The sequence below is a fragment of the Brevundimonas faecalis genome, assembly GCF_040549405.1.
In the GTDB taxonomy this organism is placed as follows: Bacteria; Pseudomonadota; Alphaproteobacteria; order Caulobacterales; family Caulobacteraceae; genus Brevundimonas; species Brevundimonas faecalis.
Window position 1 is genome coordinate 301,576 of record NZ_JBEPTF010000002.1, and the last position, 22,578, is coordinate 324,153.

17 protein-coding genes are annotated in these 22,578 nt (G+C 69.7%); 4 read left to right on the forward strand and 13 right to left on the reverse strand.

Going from position 1 to position 22,578, the window contains the following annotated elements:
• The 3 genes from addB (at position 1) to trxA (ending at position 6,948) form a co-directional block, all read left to right on the forward strand.
• Complete coding sequence (gene addB, locus ABIE19_RS09505; RefSeq protein WP_354088926.1) at positions 1-3,078, forward strand: double-strand break repair protein AddB; 3,078 nt, start codon at positions 1-3, stop codon at positions 3,076-3,078.
• Positions 3,075-6,491, forward strand: coding sequence for a double-strand break repair helicase AddA (addA, locus tag ABIE19_RS09510; protein ID WP_354088927.1), 3,417 nt, complete (start codon positions 3,075-3,077; stop codon positions 6,489-6,491). The genes addB and addA overlap by 4 nt, the downstream gene beginning before the upstream one ends.
• Before the next feature lie 124 nt (positions 6,492-6,615).
• Entirely contained in the window at positions 6,616-6,948 is a 333-nt protein-coding gene (trxA, locus tag ABIE19_RS09515; RefSeq protein WP_354088928.1) for a thioredoxin, read from the forward strand.
• A 76-nt stretch (positions 6,949-7,024) separates the two neighbouring features.
• On the opposite strand, the gene ABIE19_RS09520 is transcribed toward trxA, so the two are convergent.
• From ABIE19_RS09520 to ABIE19_RS09545, 6 genes are all read right to left on the reverse strand, one after another.
• Positions 7,025-8,785, reverse strand: a complete 1,761-nt coding sequence (locus ABIE19_RS09520) for an AMP-binding protein (RefSeq protein WP_354088929.1) — start codon at positions 8,783-8,785, stop codon at positions 7,025-7,027.
• A complete protein-coding gene (locus ABIE19_RS09525) occupies positions 8,782-10,068 on the reverse strand; it encodes an acetyl-CoA C-acetyltransferase (protein ID WP_354088930.1) in 1,287 nt (428 codons plus the stop codon). The genes ABIE19_RS09520 and ABIE19_RS09525 overlap by 4 nt, the downstream gene beginning before the upstream one ends.
• The gene (locus ABIE19_RS09530) at positions 10,062-10,985 is read right to left on the reverse strand and encodes a MaoC family dehydratase (RefSeq protein ID WP_354088931.1); all 924 of its coding nucleotides are present in this window, start codon (positions 10,983-10,985) and stop codon (positions 10,062-10,064) included. The genes ABIE19_RS09525 and ABIE19_RS09530 overlap by 7 nt, the downstream gene beginning before the upstream one ends.
• On the reverse strand, positions 10,982-12,310 hold the full coding sequence (locus ABIE19_RS09535; RefSeq protein ID WP_354088932.1) for a 3-oxoacyl-ACP reductase: 1,329 nt from the start codon (positions 12,308-12,310) through the stop codon (positions 10,982-10,984). Before ABIE19_RS09535 ends, ABIE19_RS09530 begins: the two co-directional genes overlap by 4 nt.
• On the reverse strand, positions 12,310-14,814 hold the full coding sequence (locus tag ABIE19_RS09540) for an acyl-CoA dehydrogenase (protein WP_354088934.1): 2,505 nt from the start codon (positions 14,812-14,814) through the stop codon (positions 12,310-12,312). The genes ABIE19_RS09535 and ABIE19_RS09540 overlap by 1 nt, the downstream gene beginning before the upstream one ends.
• A gap of 62 nt (positions 14,815-14,876) precedes the next feature.
• A complete protein-coding gene (locus ABIE19_RS09545; RefSeq protein WP_354088935.1) occupies positions 14,877-15,548 on the reverse strand; it encodes a Coq4 family protein in 672 nt (223 codons plus the stop codon).
• A gap of 253 nt (positions 15,549-15,801) precedes the next feature.
• On the opposite strand from ABIE19_RS09545, the gene ABIE19_RS09550 reads away from it, so the two are divergent.
• Positions 15,802-16,353, forward strand: a complete 552-nt coding sequence (locus ABIE19_RS09550) for a TetR/AcrR family transcriptional regulator (RefSeq protein ID WP_354088936.1) — start codon at positions 15,802-15,804, stop codon at positions 16,351-16,353.
• 21 nt (positions 16,354-16,374) lie between these two features.
• Here ABIE19_RS09550 and ABIE19_RS09555 read toward each other — a convergent pair whose 3' ends face one another.
• Genes ABIE19_RS09555 through ABIE19_RS09585 form a run of 7 tightly spaced genes read right to left on the reverse strand, consistent with a single transcriptional unit; the run spans position 16,375 to position 22,530 of the window.
• A complete protein-coding gene (locus ABIE19_RS09555) occupies positions 16,375-17,661 on the reverse strand; it encodes a bifunctional folylpolyglutamate synthase/dihydrofolate synthase (protein ID WP_354088938.1) in 1,287 nt (428 codons plus the stop codon).
• A 16-nt stretch (positions 17,662-17,677) separates the two neighbouring features.
• Positions 17,678-18,574, reverse strand: coding sequence for an acetyl-CoA carboxylase, carboxyltransferase subunit beta (gene accD / locus ABIE19_RS09560; RefSeq protein WP_354088939.1), 897 nt, complete (start codon positions 18,572-18,574; stop codon positions 17,678-17,680).
• Positions 18,575-18,584: 10 nt separating this feature from the next.
• Complete coding sequence (trpA, locus tag ABIE19_RS09565; protein ID WP_354088941.1) at positions 18,585-19,427, reverse strand: tryptophan synthase subunit alpha; 843 nt, start codon at positions 19,425-19,427, stop codon at positions 18,585-18,587.
• Between the two features lies 1 nt (position 19,428).
• Positions 19,429-19,944 carry a hypothetical protein gene (locus tag ABIE19_RS09570; protein ID WP_354088942.1) on the reverse strand — a complete coding sequence of 172 codons (516 nt, stop codon included), beginning with the start codon at positions 19,942-19,944 and terminating at the stop codon, positions 19,429-19,431.
• Positions 19,945-19,946: 2 nt separating this feature from the next.
• A complete protein-coding gene (gene trpB, locus ABIE19_RS09575; RefSeq protein ID WP_354088943.1) occupies positions 19,947-21,161 on the reverse strand; it encodes a tryptophan synthase subunit beta in 1,215 nt (404 codons plus the stop codon).
• 32 nt (positions 21,162-21,193) lie between these two features.
• Entirely contained in the window at positions 21,194-21,832 is a 639-nt protein-coding gene (locus tag ABIE19_RS09580; protein ID WP_354088944.1) for a phosphoribosylanthranilate isomerase, read from the reverse strand.
• Positions 21,829-22,530, reverse strand: coding sequence for a pseudouridine synthase (locus ABIE19_RS09585; RefSeq protein ID WP_354088945.1), 702 nt, complete (start codon positions 22,528-22,530; stop codon positions 21,829-21,831). Before ABIE19_RS09585 ends, ABIE19_RS09580 begins: the two co-directional genes overlap by 4 nt.
• Positions 22,531-22,578 lie beyond the last annotated feature (48 nt).

The following is a 22,578-nucleotide window of genomic DNA, read 5'->3' on the forward strand; positions in this document are numbered from 1 at the left end:
ATGGCGGAGGGCCGCTTCGATCCGTTCATCGGAAGCGGACCCCGCTGGCGCGCCGTGCCCGCCTGGCGGCCCTTCCTTGAGGACCTGGCGGCGGGCGTGCTGGACTGGCTGGGCGACGCCGCGCCCGAAACCCTGAGCGACGCGACCATCCTTCTGCCCAACCGCCGAGCCGCGCGCGCCTTTTCCTCGGCCCTGGGCCGCCTGGCGGGCGACCGCCCGGTGCTGCTGCCCCAGGTCCGGCCGCTCGGCGATCTGGAAGAGGACGAACCGCCCTTCGCCCCGGGCGAACTGGGTCTGGACCTGCCGCCCGCCATCGCCCCCCTGACGCGCCGCTTCGAGATGGCGCGGATGATCGCCGAGGACTTCGAGCCCGGCATGAAGCCCCTGCGCGCCCTCGAAATGGCCGATGCGCTCGGCGCCTTCCTCGATTCCTGCCAGTTGGAAGAGGTTTCGGACCTGTCGCGCATCGCGGCCCTGGCCGAGCAGGACCTAGCGGAACACTGGCGCGAGAGCGCCCGCTTCCTGGGCCTGGCGGTCGAGGCCTGGCCGAAGCGGCTGGAAGCCCTGGGCCTGGTGGATTCCGCCTGGCGCCGCGCCCAGCTTCTGCGTCGCCTGGCCGAGGCCTGGGACGCCCGCCCGCCCCAGGCGCCCGTCATCGCCGCCGGTTCAACCGGCACCGTTCCCGCCGCCGCCGACGTGCTGAAGGCCGTGGCCAAGGCGCCCCAGGGCGTGGTGGTCCTGCCGGGGCTCGACCTGGACCTGGCGTCCGACGTCTGGGACCGGATCGACGACCAGCACCCCCAGGCCGCGCTGAAAGCCCTGCTGGAGCGCGCCGGGATCGCTCGCGATCAGGTCGCGCCCTGGTTCACGCCCGACGTCGAGCCCCGCATCACAGCGCGCGGCCTGGCGCGTCAACGCCTGGTCAACGAGGCCCTGCGCCCGGCCGAGGCCACGGACGACTGGCGCGCCGAGATCGCTCGCCTGCGCGCCGAGGCCGCCCGCGCGGGCCAGGCCGCCGACCCCATAGCCGAGGGGTTGAAGGGCCTGTCCGTCCTCGCCCTGCGCGCCGAGGAAGAGACCGCCTCCGCCGTCGCCCTCCTGATGCGCGAGACCCTGGAGACGCCCGGCGCGACCTGCGCCCTGGTCACGCCCGACCTGGACCTGTCGCGACGGGTCGAGGCGCGGCTGGCGCGGTGGGGGATTGTCCCCGACTCCTCGGCCGGCGCGCCTCTGTCGCGCATGACGGCGGGGGTTCTGATCGACCTGTGCGCCCGCTTCATCGAGGCCCCGTTGAAACCCCAGACCCTGCTGGCCCTGGTCAAGCATCCCCTGACCCGGCTCGAACTGGCAGACGCCGCCCTGGCCGACGCCGCCGCGGCGCTTGAGGAGCACGGTCTGCGCGGCCCGCGTCCGCGCGACTGGGCCGAACTGAACCGCCGCCTGCTGAAGGCGGGCGAGCCGGGGCGCGGCGGCAGGGAGTTGCCGGACTGGAAGACGGCCCGCCTGTCCGGCGCCCGCGCCCTGGCCGGGCGGCTGGAAGCCCTGGCCGCCGAGGCCTTGTCCGTCTTCACGCCGAACGCGCCTCCCGACAACGCCGCGCGCGCCCTGACCATCCTGGTCGAGGCCCTGGCCGGACAGAACGCCTGGGCCGGGCCGGACGGAGAGGCGGCCGCGAGCCTGTTGTCCGCCCTGATCGACGGCGGCGGATCCCTGGGCGCCGTCGGCCGCGCCGACTTCGCCGCCCTGATCCGGGCCCTGCTCAACGAGGAGACGGTGCGGACCGGCGGCGCCACCCATCCGCGCCTGCGCATCCTGGGCGCTATCGAGGCCCGCCTGAGCCGGGCCGACCGCATGATCCTGGCGGGGCTGGAGGAAGGCGTCTGGCCCCGCGCCGCGCCGGTCGATCCCTTCCTGTCGCGACCCATGCGCCAGGCGCTGGAACTGCCCTCGCCCGAGCGTCGCCTGGGCCAGACCGCCCAGGACTTCGTCCAGGCCGCCTGCGCCGAGGAGGCGATCCTGATCCACAGCGAGCGGCGCGGCGGACAGCCTGCCGTGCGCTCGCGCTGGCTGTGGCGGCTGGAGATGCTGACGCGCGGCGCCGACGCCCCCGCCACCCCGGTCGAGATTCCCCGCCCCGAGAATCTGGCCAGCTGGGTCCAGGCGCTGGACGCTCCGCCGCCTGGCCCAGCCCGTTTCGCTCCCCGCCCCGCGCCGCGCCCGCCGGTCGCGCGACGGCCGCGCAGCCTCTACGTCACCCGGATCGAGCGCTGGGTGCGCGACCCCTACGCCCTCTACGCCCAGTGGGTTCTGGGGCTGGAGGTCATGGAGCGGCCCGGCGCCTCGGCCGAGGCGATGGCGCGCGGCAACGCCGTGCACAAGGCGATCGAACGCCTGACCCTGGACTGGCCCCATGCCCTGCCCGACGACGCCGAGGCGGTGATCGAGCGCCTGCTGCTGGAGGAACTGACCGCCCACGGCTTCGAGGAGGCGGCCATGGCGCGCGAGACGCCCCTGGCCCGCAACGCCGCCCGCTGGCTGGCCGGGTTCGAGGCGACGCGTCGGGCGCGCGGCGTGACCCTGCTGATCGAACAGCAAGGCGCCCTGACCTTCGACGCCCCGGCTGGTCCCTTCACCATGAAGGCCTACGCCGACCGGATCGAAGTGGGAGCCGTCGGCGCGGCGATCATGGACTTCAAGACCGGCGGCGTCCCCTCGGCCAAGCAGGTCAGGGCCGGCTTCGCGCCCCAACTGACTCTGACCGCCGCCATCCTGGCCGAGGGCGGCTTCAGGGACGCCGGCGGCCCGGTTCCGGCCGATGAGCTGACCTATGTCCGCGTCGTCGGGCGTCGCAAGGCGGGCGAGGTCGCGGTCCGCGCCTCCGGTCCCGAGGCGGTCGCCCTAGCCGGGGCCGCCCTGGAAGGGCTGAAGAAGCGGGTCGCCCGCTTCGACGATCCGAACACCCCCTATGTCTCCTGGGCCGCGCCGCAATTCATGGGGAACTACGGCGGCAACTACGACCATCTGGCGCGAGTCTGGGAATGGCACGTCGTCGGCGGCGAGGAGGGAGAGGGCGAATGACGATTCTCGATCCCCAGATCCGAGCGGCGGACCCCGGCCGTTCGGTCTTCGTCACCGCCAACGCCGGATCGGGCAAGACCACCACCCTGGTCAGTCGGGTGGCGCGGCTGCTGCTGGACGGCGCCGCCCCCTCGGCCATCCTCTGCGTCACCTACACCAAGGCCGCCGCCGCCGAGATGCAGGCCCGCCTGTTCCAGACCCTGGGCGAATGGGCCGTCATGGACGACGTCCGTCTGTCCGAAGCCCTGGCCAGGCTGGACGCCGGCGACCCCGACGCCCTGAACCCGGCCCGCCTGTCCGAGGCCCGCCGCCTGTTCGCCCGCGCCCTGGAAACGCCCGGCGGACTGAAGATCCAGACCATCCACGCCTTCTGCGAAAAGCTGCTGCGGCGCTTCCCCATCGAGGCGGGGGTGTCGCCCCGCTTCACCGTGCTGGAGAACGAGGCGGCGACCGCCCTGTCCCGCGCCGCGCGCGAAGACCTGGCTCGCGCCGCCCTGGAGGACGCCGAGGGTCCGGTGGGTCAGGCCTACGCCCACTTCGCGCTCGAGCTGGACTGGACCCGTTTCGAGGCCCTGCTGGCCCTGATCGAGGCGAAGCGCGCCGACCTGGCCGACTATGTCGCCCGCGTCGCCGAGGGCCGCGCCCCCGGGCCTCACGTCCTGACCGGCGCCGCCCCGGAGCAGACGCCGGAAGAGATCGAGGCCGACTTCATCCGCTGGCTGGACCAGGGCCAGGTCCGCCGCATGGCCGAGTTGACGGCGACGGGCGCCAAGACCGACAAGGATCGCGCGGCCGAACTGATCCACGCCCTGGATCACGACTGGAGCTTTTCGGGACTGGGCCTCGTCTTCCTGACGGGAACCGGATCGCCGCGCAAATCCATGGCGACCAAGCAGGCGCCGCCTGACGCCGCCGCCTGGCTGACCGGGCTTCAGGACCGCTATCTGGCGACCTTGGGAGCCTTGCGCGCGGCGCGGGTCGCGGCCGACACCGTGCGCCTGCTGACCCTGGCCGTGGCCCACGCCGCCTTCTACGACACAGCCAAGGCCGAACGCGGCGCCCTAGACTTCTCGGACCTGGTGGCCCGCACAGTCGACCTGCTGACGGTCCGGGCCACCGCCGCCTGGGTGCTGTACAAGCTGGACGGCGGCATCGACCACGTCCTGATCGACGAGGCCCAGGATACGGCGCCCGAACAATGGGCCATCCTCCGCGCCCTGACCGGAGAGTTCTTCGCCGCCGAGAACACCGGCCGCACCCTCTTCGCCGTCGGCGACGAGAAACAGTCCATCTATTCCTTCCAGGGAGCGCGACCCGAACGCCTGCGGCAGGAAGCCCTGGTCTACGACGCCCTGATCACGGCCTCAGGCGCCGCCTTCGAGGGCGTGCCGCTGGAAACATCCTATCGCTCGACCGAGGACGTGTTGGCCTTCGTAGATGCGGCCTTCGCCGATCCCAAACGCACCCGCGCCCTGGCCGGCGACAGCGGAGTCGTGCCCCATCACCTGGCCGCCCGCGCGGGCCAGCGCGGCGCGGTCGACCTGTGGCCCCTCTTCGTGGACGAAGCCCCGCCCGAGCGTGACGCCTGGGACGATCCGGTCGACGAGGAGGGCGTCGCCAGCGCCCGCAAGCGCATGGCCGCCGCCCTGGCCCAGGACATCCGCCGTCAGGTCGAGACAGGGACCGCCGTCTTCGACAAGAAGGGCCCCGCCCGCCCGGCCGGCTACGGCGACTTCCTGATCCTGGTTCGCCGTCGCGACGCCACCTTCGAGGAGATCATCCGCGCCCTGAAGACGGCCGGCGTGCCGGTGGCCGGGGCCGACCGCTTGAAACTGTCCAGCCATGTGGTCTTCGACGACCTGAAGGCCCTGGCCCGGTTCGCCCTCTTCCCAGGCGACGACCTGTCCCTGGCGGAAATTCTGCGCAGCCCCTTCTGCGACGTGGACGAGGACGGGCTGTTCGACCTGGCGGGACGCGAGAAACGTGAAGGCCTGTGGCGCGAGCTGAAACGACGCGGCGACGAGCGGCCCGAATGGCGCCGCGCCCTGGACCTGTGCCTGGCGGCCCGCGCTGCGCGCGATCGTGATCCCTTCATCTTCTTCTCGACCCTGCTGAACCGGACGGACGACAGGGGTCTGTCGGGCCGCGCCCGCATCCTGGCCCGGCTGGGCCGCGAAGCGGAGGAGGCGGTCGACGAGAGCCTGAATCAGGTTCTGGCGGCCGAGGGACGCGGCGGAACCGATCTGGAGACCTGCCTGTCGCTGCTGGAGGCCGCCGACGTCGAGGTGAAGCGCGAGTTGGAGGGTCCGCGCGGCGAGGTTCGCGTCATGACCGTTCACGGCGCCAAGGGGCTGGAGGCGCCGATCGTCATCCTGCCCGACACGACGATGAAGGCGAAGGCGCAAGGGCCGGCCCTGATGCCCGTCCCGCTGGATGACGGCGCCGAGGCCTGGTTGATGTGTCCGGGATCGTCGAAGGACGACTGCCCCGCCTCAGCCGCAGCCCGCGCCGCGCGCGAGGCCCGGGTCGGAGACGAATCCCTGCGCCTGCTCTACGTCGCCCTGACGCGGGCCCGGGACCGGGTGATCGTCATGGGGCGCGGCTCCAAGCGCGCGCCCGAGGCCGGGGACTGGTGGTCCGTCGTCGCCGAGACCTTCGACCGGCTGGGCGATCAGGTGCGCGACCTGGGTGACGGCGTGCGTCGCTTCGGCGTCGATCCTGACGCCCTGCCCGCCGCCGTCGCCACGGTTGAAGCGCGACCCGAAGCCCCCGATTGGGCGCGAGCCGACCCGCCGCGCGACGCCGCCGCTCGCTTCGCCTCTCCATCGCAGATGCAGGAGCAGAAGCGCATTCCCGCGCCGTCCCCGCTGGCGCGCGGCGAAGGCGCGGGCGCCGGTCTGGGCCGTTTCCGGCGCGGCGACCTGATCCACCGCCTGCTGGAGCGCCTGCCCGAAATCCCCTCCCCCGACCGGCCCGATGCGGCGCGGCGCATGCTGGCGCGTGAACGTGACCTGTCGGACGAACAGAGGGCCGAGATGACGGCCGCCGCCTTCGCCGTCCTGGACGACGCGCGGTTCAATCCCGTCTTCGGTCCGGGATCGCGCGCCGAGGTCGCTCTGACGGGGACAGCGCCCGAACTGCCGCCCGGCGTGGTCGTCTCGGGCCGGATCGACCGCCTGGTGGTCACGCCGGAACGCGTTCTGGTCGTCGACTTCAAGTCCAACCGCCCGGCGCCCGACCGGATCGAGAACGCCGACCCCGCCTATGTCCTGCAACTGGCCGTCTATGTCGCCGTTCTGCGCCGCCTCTATCCGGATCGCGCGGTCGAGGCGGCCCTGGTCTGGACGGACGGACCGAAGCTGATGGCCGTGCCGCAGGACCTGATGGACGCGGCGCTTTCAAATGCGCGTTGATTTGTGCGGGAATCGCACCCACATCTGCCGAGAACGCCGAGCCTTCCATTCGGCGCGCCATTAAACGCGCTCAAGTAGCGAGGCCCCGCGGGCCGAGCGATAGCGCTCTAAAGGAGAGCCATTCATGGCGACTGTGAAAGTCACCGACGACAGCTTCGACGCCGACGTCCTGAAATCCTCGACCCCCGTCCTGGTGGACTTCTGGGCCGAATGGTGCGGCCCCTGCAAGCAGATCGGCCCGGCCCTGGAGCAGATCTCCGACGAACTGGCCGGCAAGGTGACGATCGCCAAGGTCAACATCGACGACAGCCCCATGGTCCCGTCCAAGATGGGCGTGAAGGGCATCCCGACCCTGATGCTGTTCAAGGACGGTCAGCTGGCCTCGATGAAGGTCGGCGCCATGCCCAAGGGCAAGATCGTCGAATGGCTGGCCGAGGCCGGCGTCTCGGCCGAATAGGACGCTTCACATCCGAAGCCCGACAAGGCGGCGCATCGAGGGGTGCGCCGCCTTTTGTCTGTCCCAGCTTGCAGCCTCAGTCCCGCAGTTCGCGGCGCAACACCTTGCCCACCGCCGTCTTGGGCAGGGGCTCGGAACGGAACTGGATCAGGCGCGGCACCTTGTAGGCCGTCAGTTGGGCCCGACAGTGGGCGATCAGCATGTCCTCGGTCAGTTCATCCGAACGCGGCACGACCACGATCTTGATCCGCTCGCCCTGCACAGGATCAGGTACGCCGACGGCGACGACTTCCTCGACCAGGGGGTGCGAGGCGACCACGTCCTCGATCTCGCCCGGGTAGACGTTGAAACCGGAGACCAGGATCATGTCCTTGATCCGGTCCACCAGCCGCACCCGGCCGTCGGCCTGCATGACGCCCACGTCCCCGGTGGACAGCCAACCGTCCTCGGACAGGACCTTGGCCGTCTCGTCCGGCCGCTTCCAGTAGCCCAGCATGACCTGGGGGCCGCGCACGCACAGCTCGCCCTCTTCGTCGATCCCGGCCCAGCTTCCGTCCTCGCGGCGCATCCGCACCTCGGTCGAGGGCACGGGGAGACCGACGGTTCCGTCGAAGCCCATGTCCTGAGGGTTTGCCAGATCGACCCGGCCGATGCAGACCACGGGCGAGGTTTCCGTCAGGCCGTAGCCGTCGATCAGGGGCGCGCCCGTCACCGCCTGCCACTCCTCGGCCACCACCCTCTGGGTCGCCATGCCCCCGGCTATGGTCAGGCGCAGGTCCGAAAAATCGCGGTTCCGGAAGGCCTCGGTCTTCAGCAGGCTGGAAAAGAGGGTGTTCAGCCCCGTCATCCCGACGAACCGCTCCTTGCGCAGGATCCACTCCACCCGCTTGGCGTCGCGCGGATTGGCGATCAGGATGTTCCGCCCTCCCGCCCCGGTGAACATCATCAGGTTCGCCGTCAGGGAGAAGATGTGATAGAGCGGCAGCATGGTGACGTTGCCGAGCGGCGCCGTCTGATCGATCTGGTCCAGCAACCAGACCCGCCCCTGGATGGTGTTGGCCAGGATGTTGCGATGGGTCAGCATGGCCCCCTTGGCCACCCCGGACGTTCCCCCCGTATACTGCAGGAAAGCCACGTCCTCCGGCCTGACCTCGACCGGCGTGAGGACCCGTCGCCGCCCCTTCCTCATCACCGACGTCCAGCCATGCGCGTCGGGAAGGCGATAGGCCGGGACCATCTTCTGGACATGGCGCATCATGGCGCTGACGGCCACGCCCTTCAGCCCGCCCATCATGTCGCCCATGGAGGTGACGACGACATGGCGCAGGTCCGTCCCCTCGCGCGCCAGTTCCAGAGTGCGGGCGAACATGTCCATCGCCACGATGGCGACCGCGCCGCTGTCCTTGAGTTGATGATGCAGTTCGCGCGGCGTGTAGAGCGGGTTGACGTTGACCACCACCGCTCCGGCGAACAGGACCCCGAACAGGGCGGCCGGATATTGCAGGCAGTTGGGCATCATCAGGGCGACCCGCTCGCCCGGCCGGACGCCGACCGACTGCAGCCAGGCGCCGAAGCCCTTGGCGGCCGTCAGCATGTCGCCGTAGGTCACGGCGGAGCCCAGGCTGACGTAGCCGGGCCGGTCGGTGAACTTGCGCGAATCCGCCTCGAACATCTGCGGGACGGAGGTCCAGCGCGCCAGTTCGTCGTCGATGACCGCGGGAACGCCGGACCGATAGCGCTTGGTCCAGAAGCGCTCGGCCCAGAGCCGATCCATGTCCTCGGCCGAGGCCGCGACCGAAACCTGGGCGACCGCCGTCTCTTCGACCGCGCCGCTCATTTCTCGACCACCGCGACCACGCCCTGACCGCCGGCGGCGCAGATGGAGATCAGGCCCCGCCCGCCCCCGTTCCGGTCGATGATGGAAGCCAGATTGGCCAGGATGCGGCCGCCGGTCGCGGCGAAGGGATGCCCGGCCGCCAAAGAGCTTCCGTGTATGTTCAGCTTCGCCCGATCGATGGACCCCGGCGCCTGGTCCAGGCCCAGGCGGGTGCGGGCGTAGTCCTCGTCCTCCCAGGCCTTGAGGGTGCACAGGACCTGGGCGGCGAAGGCCTCATGGATCTCGTAGAAGTCGAAGTCCTGCAGCTTCAGGTCCAGCTTGGCCAGCATGCGCGGCACGGCGTAGGCGGGCGCCATCAGCAGTCCCTCGTCGCCCTTGACGAAGTCCACCGCCGCCGTCTCTCCGGCGCGCAGATAGGCCAGAATGGGCAGGCCCCGCGCCCTGGCCCAGTCTTCGCTGGCCAGGAGGACAGTGGAGGCGCCGTCGGTCAAGGGGGTGGAGTTGGCCGCCGTCAGGGTGCCGTTCTCGCGGTCGAACACCGGCTTCATCGCCGCCACCTTGGCCGGATCGATGTCGGGCCTCAGGTTGTTGTCACGCTTCAGGCCGCGATAGGGAACCACCATGCCGTCGAAGAGCCCCGCCTCCCAGGCAGCGGCGGCCTTGCGGTGGCTGGCGATCGCCAGGGCGTCCTGATCCTCGCGCGCGATGTTCCAGCGCTTGGCCATCAGTTCGCAATGCTCGCCCATGGACAGGCCGGTGCGCGGTTCGGCGTTGCGCGGCGGCTCCGGCTTGAACGGAGAGGTCAGCCCGGCGCCCAGCAGGGCCTTGATACGGTCGCCCGTCGTCCTGGCCCGATTGGCGGCCAGCAGGGCCTTGCGGAACCTCTCATTGAGGGTGATCGGCGCGTCGGAGGTCGTGTCCACCCCGCCTGCGATCCCGACCTCGATCTGACCCAGGGCGATCTTGTTGGCGACCAGGATGGCCGCCTCCAGACCCGTGCCGCAGGCCTGAACCACGTCATAGGCCGGCGTATCCGCCCCCAGCGTAGTGCCCAACACGCTCTCGCGGGTCAGGGCGATATCCCGGGACAGCTTCAGTACCGCCCCGGCGGCCACCTCGCCCAGCCGTTGCCCGTGCAGGTCGAAACGGTCTGCCAGCCCCTGCAGGGCGGCCGTCAGCATCTCCTGGTTGGAAGCTTCAGCATAGGCGGTGTTGGACCGAGCAAAGGGGATGCGAACACCGCCGATGATGGCGACGCGGCGCGGCGCGGGCAGGGTCAGCATAAGACGGCGTCCTTTGATGTCGTGATCGGCGGCCTGGGCGAAACGCTCAGGCGCCCCCTTAGATGGGTACGCGTCCCCGCGGCGTCACGCACCTCGAAGTCACGCGTTTCGTCCGCCCCGGCGTCATGAACCTGACCAGCGTAGAGAGCGGCTTGCCCCGGCAGGAACAGGGGCGATCGGAAGGCGACCTCGACCTGCGCCGTCTCCAACGGTTCTTGCGGCGACAGGGCGGCGACGGCGCGCGCCTTGGTCCACATGCCGTGGGCGATGGGTCGCCGGAAACCGAACAAGCGCGCACCCAGGGCGGAGGTGTGAATCGGATTGGCGTCGCCGGAGGCGGCGGCGTAGCGACGACCCAAATCAGCCGGAACCGACCAAGCGCCGCAGGCCTGATCGACGATGCCCCCTGTCAGGATCGGCGCGGGATCGCCGTGTCCCGGCCCGCCCAGGCGCAGATAGAGGCTGACGCCCTCCCACACCGTCTCGCCGTCGCGGACGGACGTGGTTTCCAGGGTGAAGGCCTGCCCCCTGTCGTGCGCCATGAACCGGCCCGTCCGCGCCGTCAGCAGCAGCCGGTCGCCCGGATACAGGCGGTGATGCTGACTGATGCGATTGTGCAGATGGACCAGGCCGATCGCCGGATAGGGAAAGTGGGCCCCCAGCAGAATCCGCATCTGCAGGGGAAAGGCCAGGACATGCGGCCAGGTGATCGGCACGCCCTGATCCGGCGTGAAGCCGCACAGCCGTCCATAGGCGTCGACGGTCGAGGCCTCCAGCACTGCCTCGCGTTGCAGCGCCCGATCAGGCAGGACCGCTTCGCCCGGGCGACCACGCAGCAGGCTTTTGAGGGCGCCGCCCACCACGGCGGCGCCGGACAGGGGCGCATCGATCCGCTCCACGACCTCGGCCGCGGTCATGCGCCCAGCAGGCTCTGGCCGCAGACCCGGACCACCTGGCCGTTCACGCCGCCGGATCGGGCGTCGGCCATCCAGGCGATGGTCTCGGCCACATCCACGGGATGGCCGCCCTGGCCCATGCTGTTCATCCGCCGTCCCGCCTCGCGGATGGCGAAGGGGATGGCGGCGGTCATCTGGGTCTCGATGAAGCCGGGCGCCACGGCGTTGACGGTGATCCCCTGGCTCGCCAGTCGCGGCGCCAGACGACGCACGGCGCCGATCCAGCCCGCCTTGGACAGGGCGTAGTTGGTCTGTCCCATGTTTCCGGCGATCCCGCTGAGGGAGGAGACGGCGATGATCCGACCATTGCGCCGCATCTCTCCGCCCTCGACCAGGGCCTGGGTCATCGCCAGGGGCGCGGTCAGGTTGACGGCTATGACGCTGTCCCACTCGCGCGGCTCCATCCGGGCCAGGGTGCGGTCGCGGGTGACGCCCGCATTATGGATCACCACGTCGTATCCGCCCTTGGCGCGAGCATCGGCCAGCAGGGCAGGAATGGCGTCGGGCGCCGTGATGTCGAGCGTCAGAACGTCGACTCCCAGTTCCGCCGACAGGCTCGCCAGGGCCTGCTGCGCGCCCGGGACATCCAGAGCCGTGACACGGGCGCCCTCGGCGACGAACAGGCGGACGATCGCCTCGCCTATGCCGCGCGAGCCGCCCGTGACCAGAACCCGCCGCCCCGCATGTTCGGTCTCGTCCATGGCTTCAGTCACGGGCGTCGACACCAGGATCGGCTGGCCCGAGACATAGGCCGAACGCGGCGACAACAAAAAGGACAGAGTGGTTTCGGCCGCAGCCTCCGCTCCCGGTTCGACATAGACCAGATGCACGCCGATGCTGCGTCGCGCCTCCTTGGCCAGGGAGCGGACGAAGCCTTCCAGCCCGCGCTGGATCGCTTCCCCTTCCGCGTCGGCCATGGTTTCGGGCGGAAGACCGATCACCAGGATGCGTCCATGCTCGGCCACGGAACGGACGGCCTGATGAAAGAAACGGTACAGGGCCTGGGCCGAGAGCGCATCGACGCAGGCCGAGGCGTCGAACACCAGGCCGCCGTAGCGAACGTCGGGCGACCATTCCGTCTGCACCTCCCGCCCGTTCTCGGCGGCCAGGCGCGTCAGGACGGGGGTCAATCGACTGTCTCCCCCTGGACCAAGCAACAGAGGCCCCGTCAGGCCCGCACCGGCGTCCGCCCGACGCTTCAACGGCGCCGGACGAGGCAGGCCGAGCGCGCCGGTCAGCCACCCGCCCACGCCCGTATTGGCGAAGTCCAGATAACGGTCGCTCATCAGGCCGCCTTCTTCTTCGTCGTCTTGGCCGCCTCGGCCAGCGCCGCCTCGCGCCGCGCCAGACCAGCGGCGATATCGAAGTCGGGCGCGAAGTCGTCGACCTGGATCGCCATGTCGGCATGGGCCGCGAAACGGGCGACCAGGGCGCGCTCTTCGGCCGTGATCAGGCCCTGCCCCTCGGCATCGGCGGCCCAGTCGTTCAGCAAGGTCAGGTTCTGCGGAGCGCGGCCGATGCGGCCTGCACGGACGGCCTCCTTCAACCGGCGCTCGATGGCCTCCACCTGGGGATGGAGATCGAAGGCGACGATGGTGGCGGCGATGGGATCAACCTCGATCCGGGCGGACCACGACCCGGCGACCAGGCGGTCGCGCGCCGGTCCATGCCGCTGGATCAGGCCCGCGACCGCCGCCGCGCAGCGGTCGTCCGGCTCGGACGTCCTGAGACCGAACGGCGTCCCGATCAGTTTCAGGAACAGGGCCGCGGCCCGGTTCGGATGATTGGCCAGAAGACTGCGCCAGGCCGCGCCCGCCCGCGCCAGAGCGTCCTGAGCCGCCCAGTGCACGAAGGGCAGGTCCTCGACCGGCCGTCCCTCATCCTCGAACCGCTTCAGCACGCTGGTCAGGATGAAGAGCTGGGACAGGATGTCGCCCAGACGGCCCGTCAGGGCGCCCTTGCGCTTCAGCGCTCCGCCCACCGTGGCCATGGACAGGTCGGAGGCCAGGGCCAGCAGGGTCGAGAAGCGCGTCGTCGCGCGATAATAGGGCTTCAGTTGGGGCGCGACGCCGCCCGGCGTTCCGATGAACGCTCCACCCGTCAGGCCGAAGGTCAGGGCGCGGGCCATGTTGCGGAACAGGAAGCCGACATAGCCGAACAGGGCCGCGTCGAACGGCTTGATCTCGCCCGCTCCCGCCGTTCGCATCAGCGTCAGGACATAGGGATGGCAGCGGATCGCGCCCTGACCATAGATGATCAGGGTGCGGGTCATGATGTTGGCGCCCTCGACCGTGATGGCCACCGGAATCTGCTGATAGGCGCGCGCCAGGAAGTTGCCGGGACCCATGCAGACCCCCTTGCCGCCGATCACGTCCATGCCGTCGTTGACGACGATGCGAGCGCGTTCCGTCACATGATATTTGGCGATGGCCGAGACGACCGAGGGTTTTTCGCCCTGGTCCAGGGCCGCCGCCGCCAGACGCCGCACCGCGTCCGTGGCGTAGACATGCCCCGCCATGCGCGCCAGGGCCTCCTGCACGCCTTCGAAGGCGCCGATGGGCTGGTTGAACTGGCGACGGATGGCGACATAGGCCCCCACCATGCCCACGGCCAGCTTGGACATGCCGACATTCGACGACGGCAGGGAGATGGCGCGACCCGCGGCCAGGCACTCCATCAGCATCCGCCAGCCGCCGCCGACCTGATCGCGGCCGCCGATGACCATCTCCATGGGCACGAAGACATCGTCGCCCGTGGTGGGGCCGTTCTGGAAGACGGCGTTCAGGGGCCAGTGACGCCGCCCGATGTTCACCCCCGGATGATCGCGCGGGATCAGGACGCAGGTGATGCCCGGCTCCGCCTCTCCGCCCAGCAGGCCGTCGGGGTCAATGGCGCGGAAGGCCAGGCCCAGCACCGTCGCGACCGGCGCCAGGGTGATGTAGCGCTTGCGCCAGCTGATGCGGAAACCGAGGACCTCCTCGCCCTTCCACATGCCCTTGCAGACCACGCCCGTGTCGGTGATCGAGGCTGCGTCCGATCCGGCGTAGGGGTTGGTCAGGGCGAAGCAGGGAATCTCCTCCCCTCGCGCCAGCCGCGGCAGATAGTGGTCCTTCTGCGCCTCCGTGCCGTAGTGCAGCAGCAGTTCGGCCGGGCCCAGCGAGTTGGGCACCATGACCGAGACCGCCGCCGCCGAGCATCGGGTCGACAGCTTCTGGATCACCTGGCTGTGGGCGTAGGCCGAAAAACCGCGGCCGCCATAGGCCTTGGGAATGATCATTCCCAGGAAGCCCTTGTCCTTGGCGTAGGTCCAGGCTTCGGGCGACAGGTCCTGCCAGACCGAGGTGCTGTCCCAGTCGTTGGCCAGGTCGCACAGATGCTCGGTCTCCACGTCGAGGAAGCTCTGCTCCTCCGGCGTCAGGGTCGGAGCCGGGGTGGCCAGAAGGCGTTTCCAGTCGGGCCTTCCCGCGAACAGCTCGGCGTCCCACCAGACATTGCCGGCCTCGACCGCCGCCTGTTCGGTGGCGCTCATGCGCGGCATGATCTTGCGGAAGCCGGCCATGGCCGGACGCGACAGGACGGCGCGCCGCAGCGGCGTAATGGTCAGCAACAGCAGGATCGGCGCGGCGACCGCCGCCATGATCGCCAAGGCGCCCGCCGACGCCAGGCCGAAGAACCAGCCCGCCGCGATCCAGGCGGCGATCCCGACGGTCCACAGCGCCATCCGCGCCTGATGAAAGGTCAGGAGAAAGGCGCCCGCGACAAGGGCGCCGATCCAGATCGACAAAAACATGCTTCCCCCATGGTCCGGCGCATCCTCGGCCGGCTTCTCGTGGCGTTGTCAGGCGCGGCGGGTCATCCCTTGCCGCCGAGATAGGCGTTGCGCACCGAGGCCGGCACGCTCTGGTAGACGGTCGGCGTCGGGATGCGCAGGCGGCGACGCGCCTCGTCCAACGGCTCGGCCAGCAGGCCCTCATAGTCCTCGCCGGGCAGCCAGGCGGCGCGTCGTCCGTCCCGCCAGGCCTGGAAGACGGCGCGGGCGCAGGGATAGCCGGTGCGGGCGCGCATGAACTGCACGGCGATGCCCGAAGCGATCAGACCGAAGCCCGCGCTGCGCGTCTGCGGCAGGGAAAAGGCGACCAGGCAGGCTTCGCCCAGAGCGTCCGCCTCGTAGCCGGTGACGACATGCCAGATGTCGTGAACATCGCGCATCCGACGCGCGAACCATGCGCGGGGGTGGGCGGCCTCGATCTCGGAATCCGCGATCTTTCGGCTCTCGTCCGCCAGGCCGTAGGCCGAGAAGTTCTGAGCGTCGATGAAAGCCCGATAGGCGGCCCCCACGGTGCCGGGCGCGAAACTCTCCAGCCAGGCGCGGTCCTGAAGCCGGTCGGCCAGTTCCTGGCGGCGATAGGCCTGCAGCCCCCCTTCCGGCGTTTTCAGCAGACGGCTGTAGCCCCAGTCGGGCGAACGACCCGACAGGGCGTTCATGATCTCGAACACCTGTTCCGTGTCGTCCTTGTCCGCCACCAGCCGGCGCATTGCGCGTAGAGCGCGAATTGGCTGGACGCGCTGGGCCGTCTGCTGCGACGGTCGGCGCGCGTGAGACGGAGACGAAAGATCGAAGACGGTCGAGCTTGTCGCGGCTTGCACTTGCGGGTTCCTCTACGGAAGCCTAGAAGGTCGGTTATCTACATGAATGTCATTTACAGGTATGTCAATTACCAACCTTGAAAAACCGCGCCGCCGCCGTCGCTCGCCTGAAGAGGCGCGTCGTGAAGCCGTGAATTCCGCCCGCGCCCTGCTGCTTTCGGGCGGACCGGACGCCGTCACCCTGTCGGCGGTCGCCGCCGACATCGGCGTGACCCACGCCAACCTGATCCATCACTTCGGATCGGCCGCGGGGCTGCAGACCTCACTGATGGGCTCCATGGTCGACGACCTGAACCAGGCCCTAGACGCCGCCGTCACGCGCTTGCGCACAGACGAGGGCGCGCCGCTGGAACTGATCAACGCGGTCTTCGACGCCTTTTCCGAGGGCGGCGCGGGACGGTTGGCGGCCTGGATCGCCCTGACCGGCGACCTGACTCATCTGGAACCGGTGCGCGACGCGGTGCTCAACCTCGTCAATGTCATCATGGAGAAGATGGGTGAGGAAAGCCCGGAAGCGCGCCGCCGCATCGGCTCCGCCGTCCTCTTCATCGCGCTCAGCGCCTTCGGCGAAGCCCTGATCGGCCCCATCCTGCGCACCATGCTGGATCAACCGGACGACGCCGGACGCAAGGTCGTGGCCAGCCTCCTGCCCCAGTTCATCCAGAAGCCCGATCCCAGCTAGGCGTCGGCTGGAGGCATCGGGTCAGACCGGCCAGGTCTTCGAGTCAGCGCCCAGCACCTCTCCCGCCAGATACAGGGAGCCGCAGATCACGACCCGCCCCGCGCCCCAAGCCAGGGCGCGGTCCAGGGCCTCGTCGACCGATCCTGCGGGCATGGCGCCGAAACCGCGTCCCTGGGCCACGGCCGCCAGGGCCTGAGGCTCGGCCGCCGCCCCGTCGAAACCGACGGTGAAGACCTGAAGCTCCATCCCCTTCAGCGCCTCGAAGAAGCCGCCGGCGTCCTTGTTCTCCAACATGCCGACGATCAGGGCCGTTGGGCGCGGCGCGCGCGCCTGCCGTTCGGCCAGGGATCGGGCCAGCGCCCGCCCAGCATGTGGATTGTGCCCGCCGTCCAGCCAGAGCTCGGCGTCGGCCGCCTGGGCTTTTTCAGCATATGGACCCGCCGTCAGACGCTGCATTCGCGCAGGCCAGCGTACGGCGCTCAAACCCGCCGCGATGGCCGCTTCGGACAGGTCCAACTCCAAGGCGGCAGCCACGGCCACGCCGGCGTTGTCGAACTGGTGCGGACCGCTCAGCGCCGGAGGCGGCAGATCGAGAAAACGCTCCTGATCCTGATAGACCAGCCCGCCGCGCTCGGCCCAGGCGTCGTAGTCCACGCCCATGACGGTCAGGGGCGAGCCCACCTCAGCGGCGCGGCGCTCGATCACGGCCATGACCGCCTCGGACTGGCGCGCGACGACGCCGCGCGCTCCGGCTTTCAGAATGCCCGCCTTCTCGGCGGCGACGCCTTCGATCCTGTCGCCCAGGAACTCGGCGTGGTCCAAATCGACGGGAGTGATGACGCTCAGCAGCGGCCGGTCGATGATGTTGGTGGCGTCCAGCGAACCGCCCAACCCCACCTCGATGACAGCCAGATCGGCGGGGGTCTCGCTCATGGCCAGGAAGGCGGCGGCGGTCGTGCTTTCGAACACGGTGGCCTCGCCCCCGATCTCGGCCATGGCCGCTTCGATGCGATCCAGCACGTCGTTCAACTGATCGTCGCCGATCAGAGTCCCGGCCAGGCGGATACGCTCGTTGAAACGCACCAGATGCGGCGAGGTGTAAGCGTGGACCCGCAGACCCGCGGCCTCGGCGATGGCCCGGATCAGGGACACGGTCGACCCCTTGCCGTTGGTGCCCGCGACGTGGACCACCGGCGGCAGCCTGTCCTGCGGATTGCCCAGGGCCGCGCATAACGCCCGCATCCGGTCCAGCGACAGGTCTATGCGCTGGGGATGCCGGGCGCGCAGCCGTTCCGAAATCGGGTCCATGGGGCCCTTCGCCTTGTCAGGCGGCCGCCTTACGGGCCGCGCCGCTCATCAGCATGGAAAGGATCAGGCCGAGGGTCTTCGGCAGGTCGCCGCGCGCGACCACCTTGTCCACCATGCCCTTGTCCTGAAGATATTCGGCGCGCTGGAAACCAGGCGGCAGCTTCTCGCGGATGGTGGTTTCGATCACGCGCGGGCCGGCGAAGCCGATCAGGGCGCCCGGTTCGGCCAGGTGAACATCGCCCAGCATGGCGTAGGAGGCGGTCACGCCCCCCGTGGTCGGATCGGTCAGGACCACGGCATAGGGCAGCTTGGCCGCCTTCAGTTCCTGGATCGCCAAGGTGGTGCGGGCCATCTGCATCAGGCTGAGCGCACCCTCCTGCATCCGCGCGCCGCCAGCCGCGGTGAAGCAGACGAAGGGAACGCCGCGCTTCACGGCTTCACGAGCGGCGGCGACGAAGGCCTCGCCCGCCGCCATGCCCAGAGACCCGCCCATGAAGGTGAAGTCCTGGACGATGACCACAGCAGGCACGCCGTCGATCTTGCCGAACCCGATCGCCATCGTGTCCTTGCGGCCCGCCGCCTTGCGCGCCGCGTTCAGGCGGTCGCGATAGGGCTTGCCGTCCGAGAATTTCAACGGGTCTTCCGGCACGTCAGGCGTGTCGATGCTCTCGAACCTGCCGGCGTCGAAGGTGGCCTTCAGGCGCGTCGGCGCATTGATGCGCATATGACGGCCCGAGGGCGTGACCCAAAGAGCGGCCTCCAGGTCCGTGCGGAACAGCATCTCGCCCGTATCGGGGTCCTTGACCCACAGATTGTCGGGCGTGTCGCGCCGGCTGACGATCTTGCGGACGCCCGGAGCGAAGCGGGACAGCCAGCCGCCGCGCGGCTTGTTCTCGGTGTTCTTGTCGACCATGGACGCGCCTTTAGACGGTTTCCGTGACGGAAGCACTAGCGCGGGCGGATTTCACCGCATCGGCCAGGGCCTTCACCTTGGCCAGAACGCGAGGGACGGCCGGTTCGTTCGCCGCCAGGGCCGCCGCCACCTCATCGACGAAGACGGAGCCCGCCACCACCGCATCGGCCACGCGGGCGATCTCGGCGGCGCGTTCCGGCGTCTTGACGCCGAAGCCGACGGCGACCGGCAGGTTGGCGGCCTTGCGGACGCGTTCGACGGCGGGGGCGACGGCGTCGGCCTGGGCCTCCTTCACGCCGGTCACGCCGGCGACCGAGACATAGTAGACGAAGCCCGAGGTGCCTTGCGCGATGACCTTCAGCCGGTCGTCATCCGAGGTCGGCGTGGCCAGACGGATCAGCGCGACGGATTGCGCGTCCAGCGCCGCCGCCAGAGGCCCCGCCTCTTCCGGCGGACAGTCGACCACGATCAGGCCGTCCACGCCCGCCGCCGCAGCATCGCGCGCGAAAGCCTCGTAGCCGTAGCTTTCGACCGGGTTCAGATAGCCCATCAGGATCAGGGGCGTGGCGTCGTCGCCCTTGCGGAAGTCCGCCACCAGATCCAGCGTGCCGCGCAGAGTCATCCCCGCCGCCAGCCCGCGCAGGGCGGCGCGCTGGATCGGCGGACCCTCGGCCATCGGGTCCGAGAAGGCCAGACCCAGTTCGATCAGATCGGCGCCGGCGGCGGGCAGGCCGCGCAGAATCTCCAGCGCCTCTTCGCGGCTGGGATCGCCGGTCATGACGTAGGGAATAAAGCCGGCCCGGCCCTCGGCCTTCAACGCGGCGAAACGGGCGTCGATACGTGCAGTCGTCATCTCAGGCGGCGCCCCCGGGAGCCGGCGTCGCGGCAGGAGCCGCCGCACAGATATCGCCGGGAATGACGGCGAACCCCAGATACCCGGGTGCAGTCTCTTCGGCCGGCTTGGAATGATCGTAGAAAGCGATCATCTGCATGCCGTCGCAACCGCCGCCCTCGCGACGCCGGACAAAGATGACGCGATTGTCGTCGCCGTCTGCAGCCAGCCAATTCTGACTCTTCAGATGCTCGATATAGGCCTCGGCCAAGGCGCCGACCTGGCCCAAGGGCGCCGTCACGCAATAGGCCGGGCTGCGCAGCAGCTGGGCGCAGTCGGCGACTTCGGTTGCAGGCGGCAGGACCGGAATTCCCGTCGCTGCCGGTCCCGGCGGAATGGTCGCGATCGACGCGGGGGCGGTAGACGGCGCAGTCGTTGGAGGAGCCTGGGGCGCTGGTGTCGCGTTTTGCGCCAAGGTCAGGGTCGGGGAAGTCGAAACCAGGGCGGCCGCCACGGCCGCGATCAGAAGACTGTTCATGCTCAAAGCTCCACACCCAGATGCTTGGCCACGGTGAAGATGTCCTTGTCGCCCCGGCCCGACAGGACCAGCACCACGTCGCCGCCCTTGCCGACCTCCTTCGCAACTTCGCCGATGCGGGCGAGCGCATGCGAGGGCTCCAGCGCCGGGATGATGCCTTCCAGTTTCGACAGCATCTGGAAAGCCTCCAGCGCCTCGTCATCGGTGGCCGACAGGTATTCGCCACGACCCAGATCATTGAGCCAGGCGTGCTCCGGCCCGATGCCCGGATAGTCGAGACCGGCCGAGATCGAGTGGCCTTCCAGGATCTGCCCGTCGGCGTCCTGCAGCAGATAGGTGCGGTTGCCGTGTAGCACGCCTGGGCGGCCGCCCTTCAGGCTGGCGGCGTGTTCAGGGGTGTCCAGACCATGGCCAGCCGCCTCGACGCCGATCAGGCGCACGCCCTCGTCCTCGATGAAGGGGTGCATGGCGCCGATGGCGTTGGAGCCGCCGCCGATGCAGGCCACCACGGCGTCAGGCAGGCGACCGATCTGCGTCAGCGACTGACGCTTGATCTCCTTGCCGATCACCGACTGGAAGTCGCGCACCATGGCCGGATAGGGGGCCGGGCCAGCCGCTGTGCCGATGATGTAATAGGTGTCGGCGACATTGGTGACCCAATCGCGCATCGCCTCGTTCATGGCGTCCTTCAGCGTCGCCGCGCCCGCCGTGACGGCCGCGACCTCGGCGCCCAGCAGCTTCATGCGGAAAACGTTGGGCTGCTGACGCTCGACGTCCACAGCGCCCATGTAGACAGTGCAGGGCAGGCCGAAGCGGGCGCAGACGGTGGCCGAGGCCACGCCGTGCTGACCGGCGCCGGTCTCGGCGATGATCCGCGTCTTGCCCATGCGGCGGGCCAGCAGGATCTGGCCCATGCAATTGTTGATCTTGTGCGCGCCCGTGTGGTTCAGGTCCTCGCGCTTCAGCCAGATCTTGGCCCCGCCGAAGTGATCGGTCAGGCGCTCGGCGAAATAGAGCGGGCTCTCGCGACCGACATAGTGGGCCAGGAAGCCGTCCAGTTCGGCCTGGAAGCTCGGGTCGGCCTTGGCCGCCTCATAGGCCGCGTTCAGCTCGTGAATCAGCGGCATCAGGGTCTCAGGCACGAAGCGGCCGCCATAGGGACCAAAGCGGCCCTCGGCGTCGGGCCAGGCGTAGGAATTCGGGAGGATTGCGTTCACGAGCGGCAGTCTTTCGCGGGAAGGCGACGAAATCAGGACCGGTTCACGGCTTCCAGGAAGGCGCGGATCCGAACCGCGTCCTTAACACCCGGCGCGCTTTCGACGCCAGAGGAGACATCGACCAAAGGCGCCCCCGAAATCCGCACCGCCTCGGTGACATTTTGCGGATCGAGGCCGCCCGCGAGGAACCAGTTTGCTGGAAGCGCCCGGTTCTGCATCAACGCCCAGTCGAATGAGGCTCCCACGCCTCCAGGCAGATCAGAGCCGGCTGGCGGCTTGGCGTCGAACAGCAGGTGGTCGGCCACGCCCGCCCATTCGGGCACGGCGGCGAAATCAGCTTCGCCGCGGATCGGCAAGGCCTTGATGATCCCCGTCCCCGTCAGCCGCCGGACCTCGGCCGCGCGCTGCGGCGTCTCATGTCCATGCAACTGAATCAGATCGGGCCGCAGGATCAGTCCCACCTCGGTCAGCAGGGCGTCGTCGGGATCGACCAGAACGGCGACAACCTTGGCTCGCCCTCTCGCCCGGTCGAATAGGGTTGCGGCGTGCAGCGGCGGGATATGCCGCGGGCTCTTTTCGAACACCACTGCGCCAACAAAGGCCGCGCCTCCGTCCAGGGCCGCCTCCAGCGTCTCCGGCGTCGTCAATCCGCAGATCTTGGCCAAGGTCATGCCGCGCCCTCGGCGAAGATCGAAGCGATCTCGTCGTCGTTCAGCAGCCGCCACTCTCCCGGAGCCAGGTCGTCCTGCAGGATCAGGCCGCCCAGGCGCTCGCGATGCAGCGTCTCCACGTGGTTGCCGACGGCCGCGAACATGCGTCGCACCTGATGATACCGTCCCTCCGTCACCGTCAGCAGGGCTTCGGTCGGCGAGAGGACCTCCAGCACGGCGGGCGCCAGAGGCTTGTCCTCGCCCTCCAGCACGAGGTCGCCGGAGGCGAACAATGCGCCTTCCGTCCCCGTCAGCGGCCGCGCCAGGGTCGCGCGATAGACCTTGGCCACATGGCGCTTGGGGCTGATCACCCGGTGCAGCAGGTCGCCGTCGTCGGTCAACAGCAACAAGCCCGAGGTCTGCTTGTCTAGCCGGCCGATGGTCGAGATCGCGGGGTCGCGCCGCCTCCATCGGTCCGGCAGGACGTCATAGACCAGGGCCCCGTCCTCCTTGTGCGAGCAGGTCATGCCCAGCGGCTTGTGCAACAGGATCACCAGACCGGGAACAGGGTCCAGCGGCTCGCCGTCGATCTCCATCCGCGCCGGCAGGTCCGGCGTGACCGGAATGCGTTTGGACACGTCGGTCAGGTCGGCGCCGTCGAGGACGATCCCCCCCGCCCGCGCCATACGCGCCATCTCGGCGCGCGAGCCGTAGCCCATGGAGCCGAGCAGCTTGTCGACCCTACTTGTAGGGGTCCTCCCCCCCTT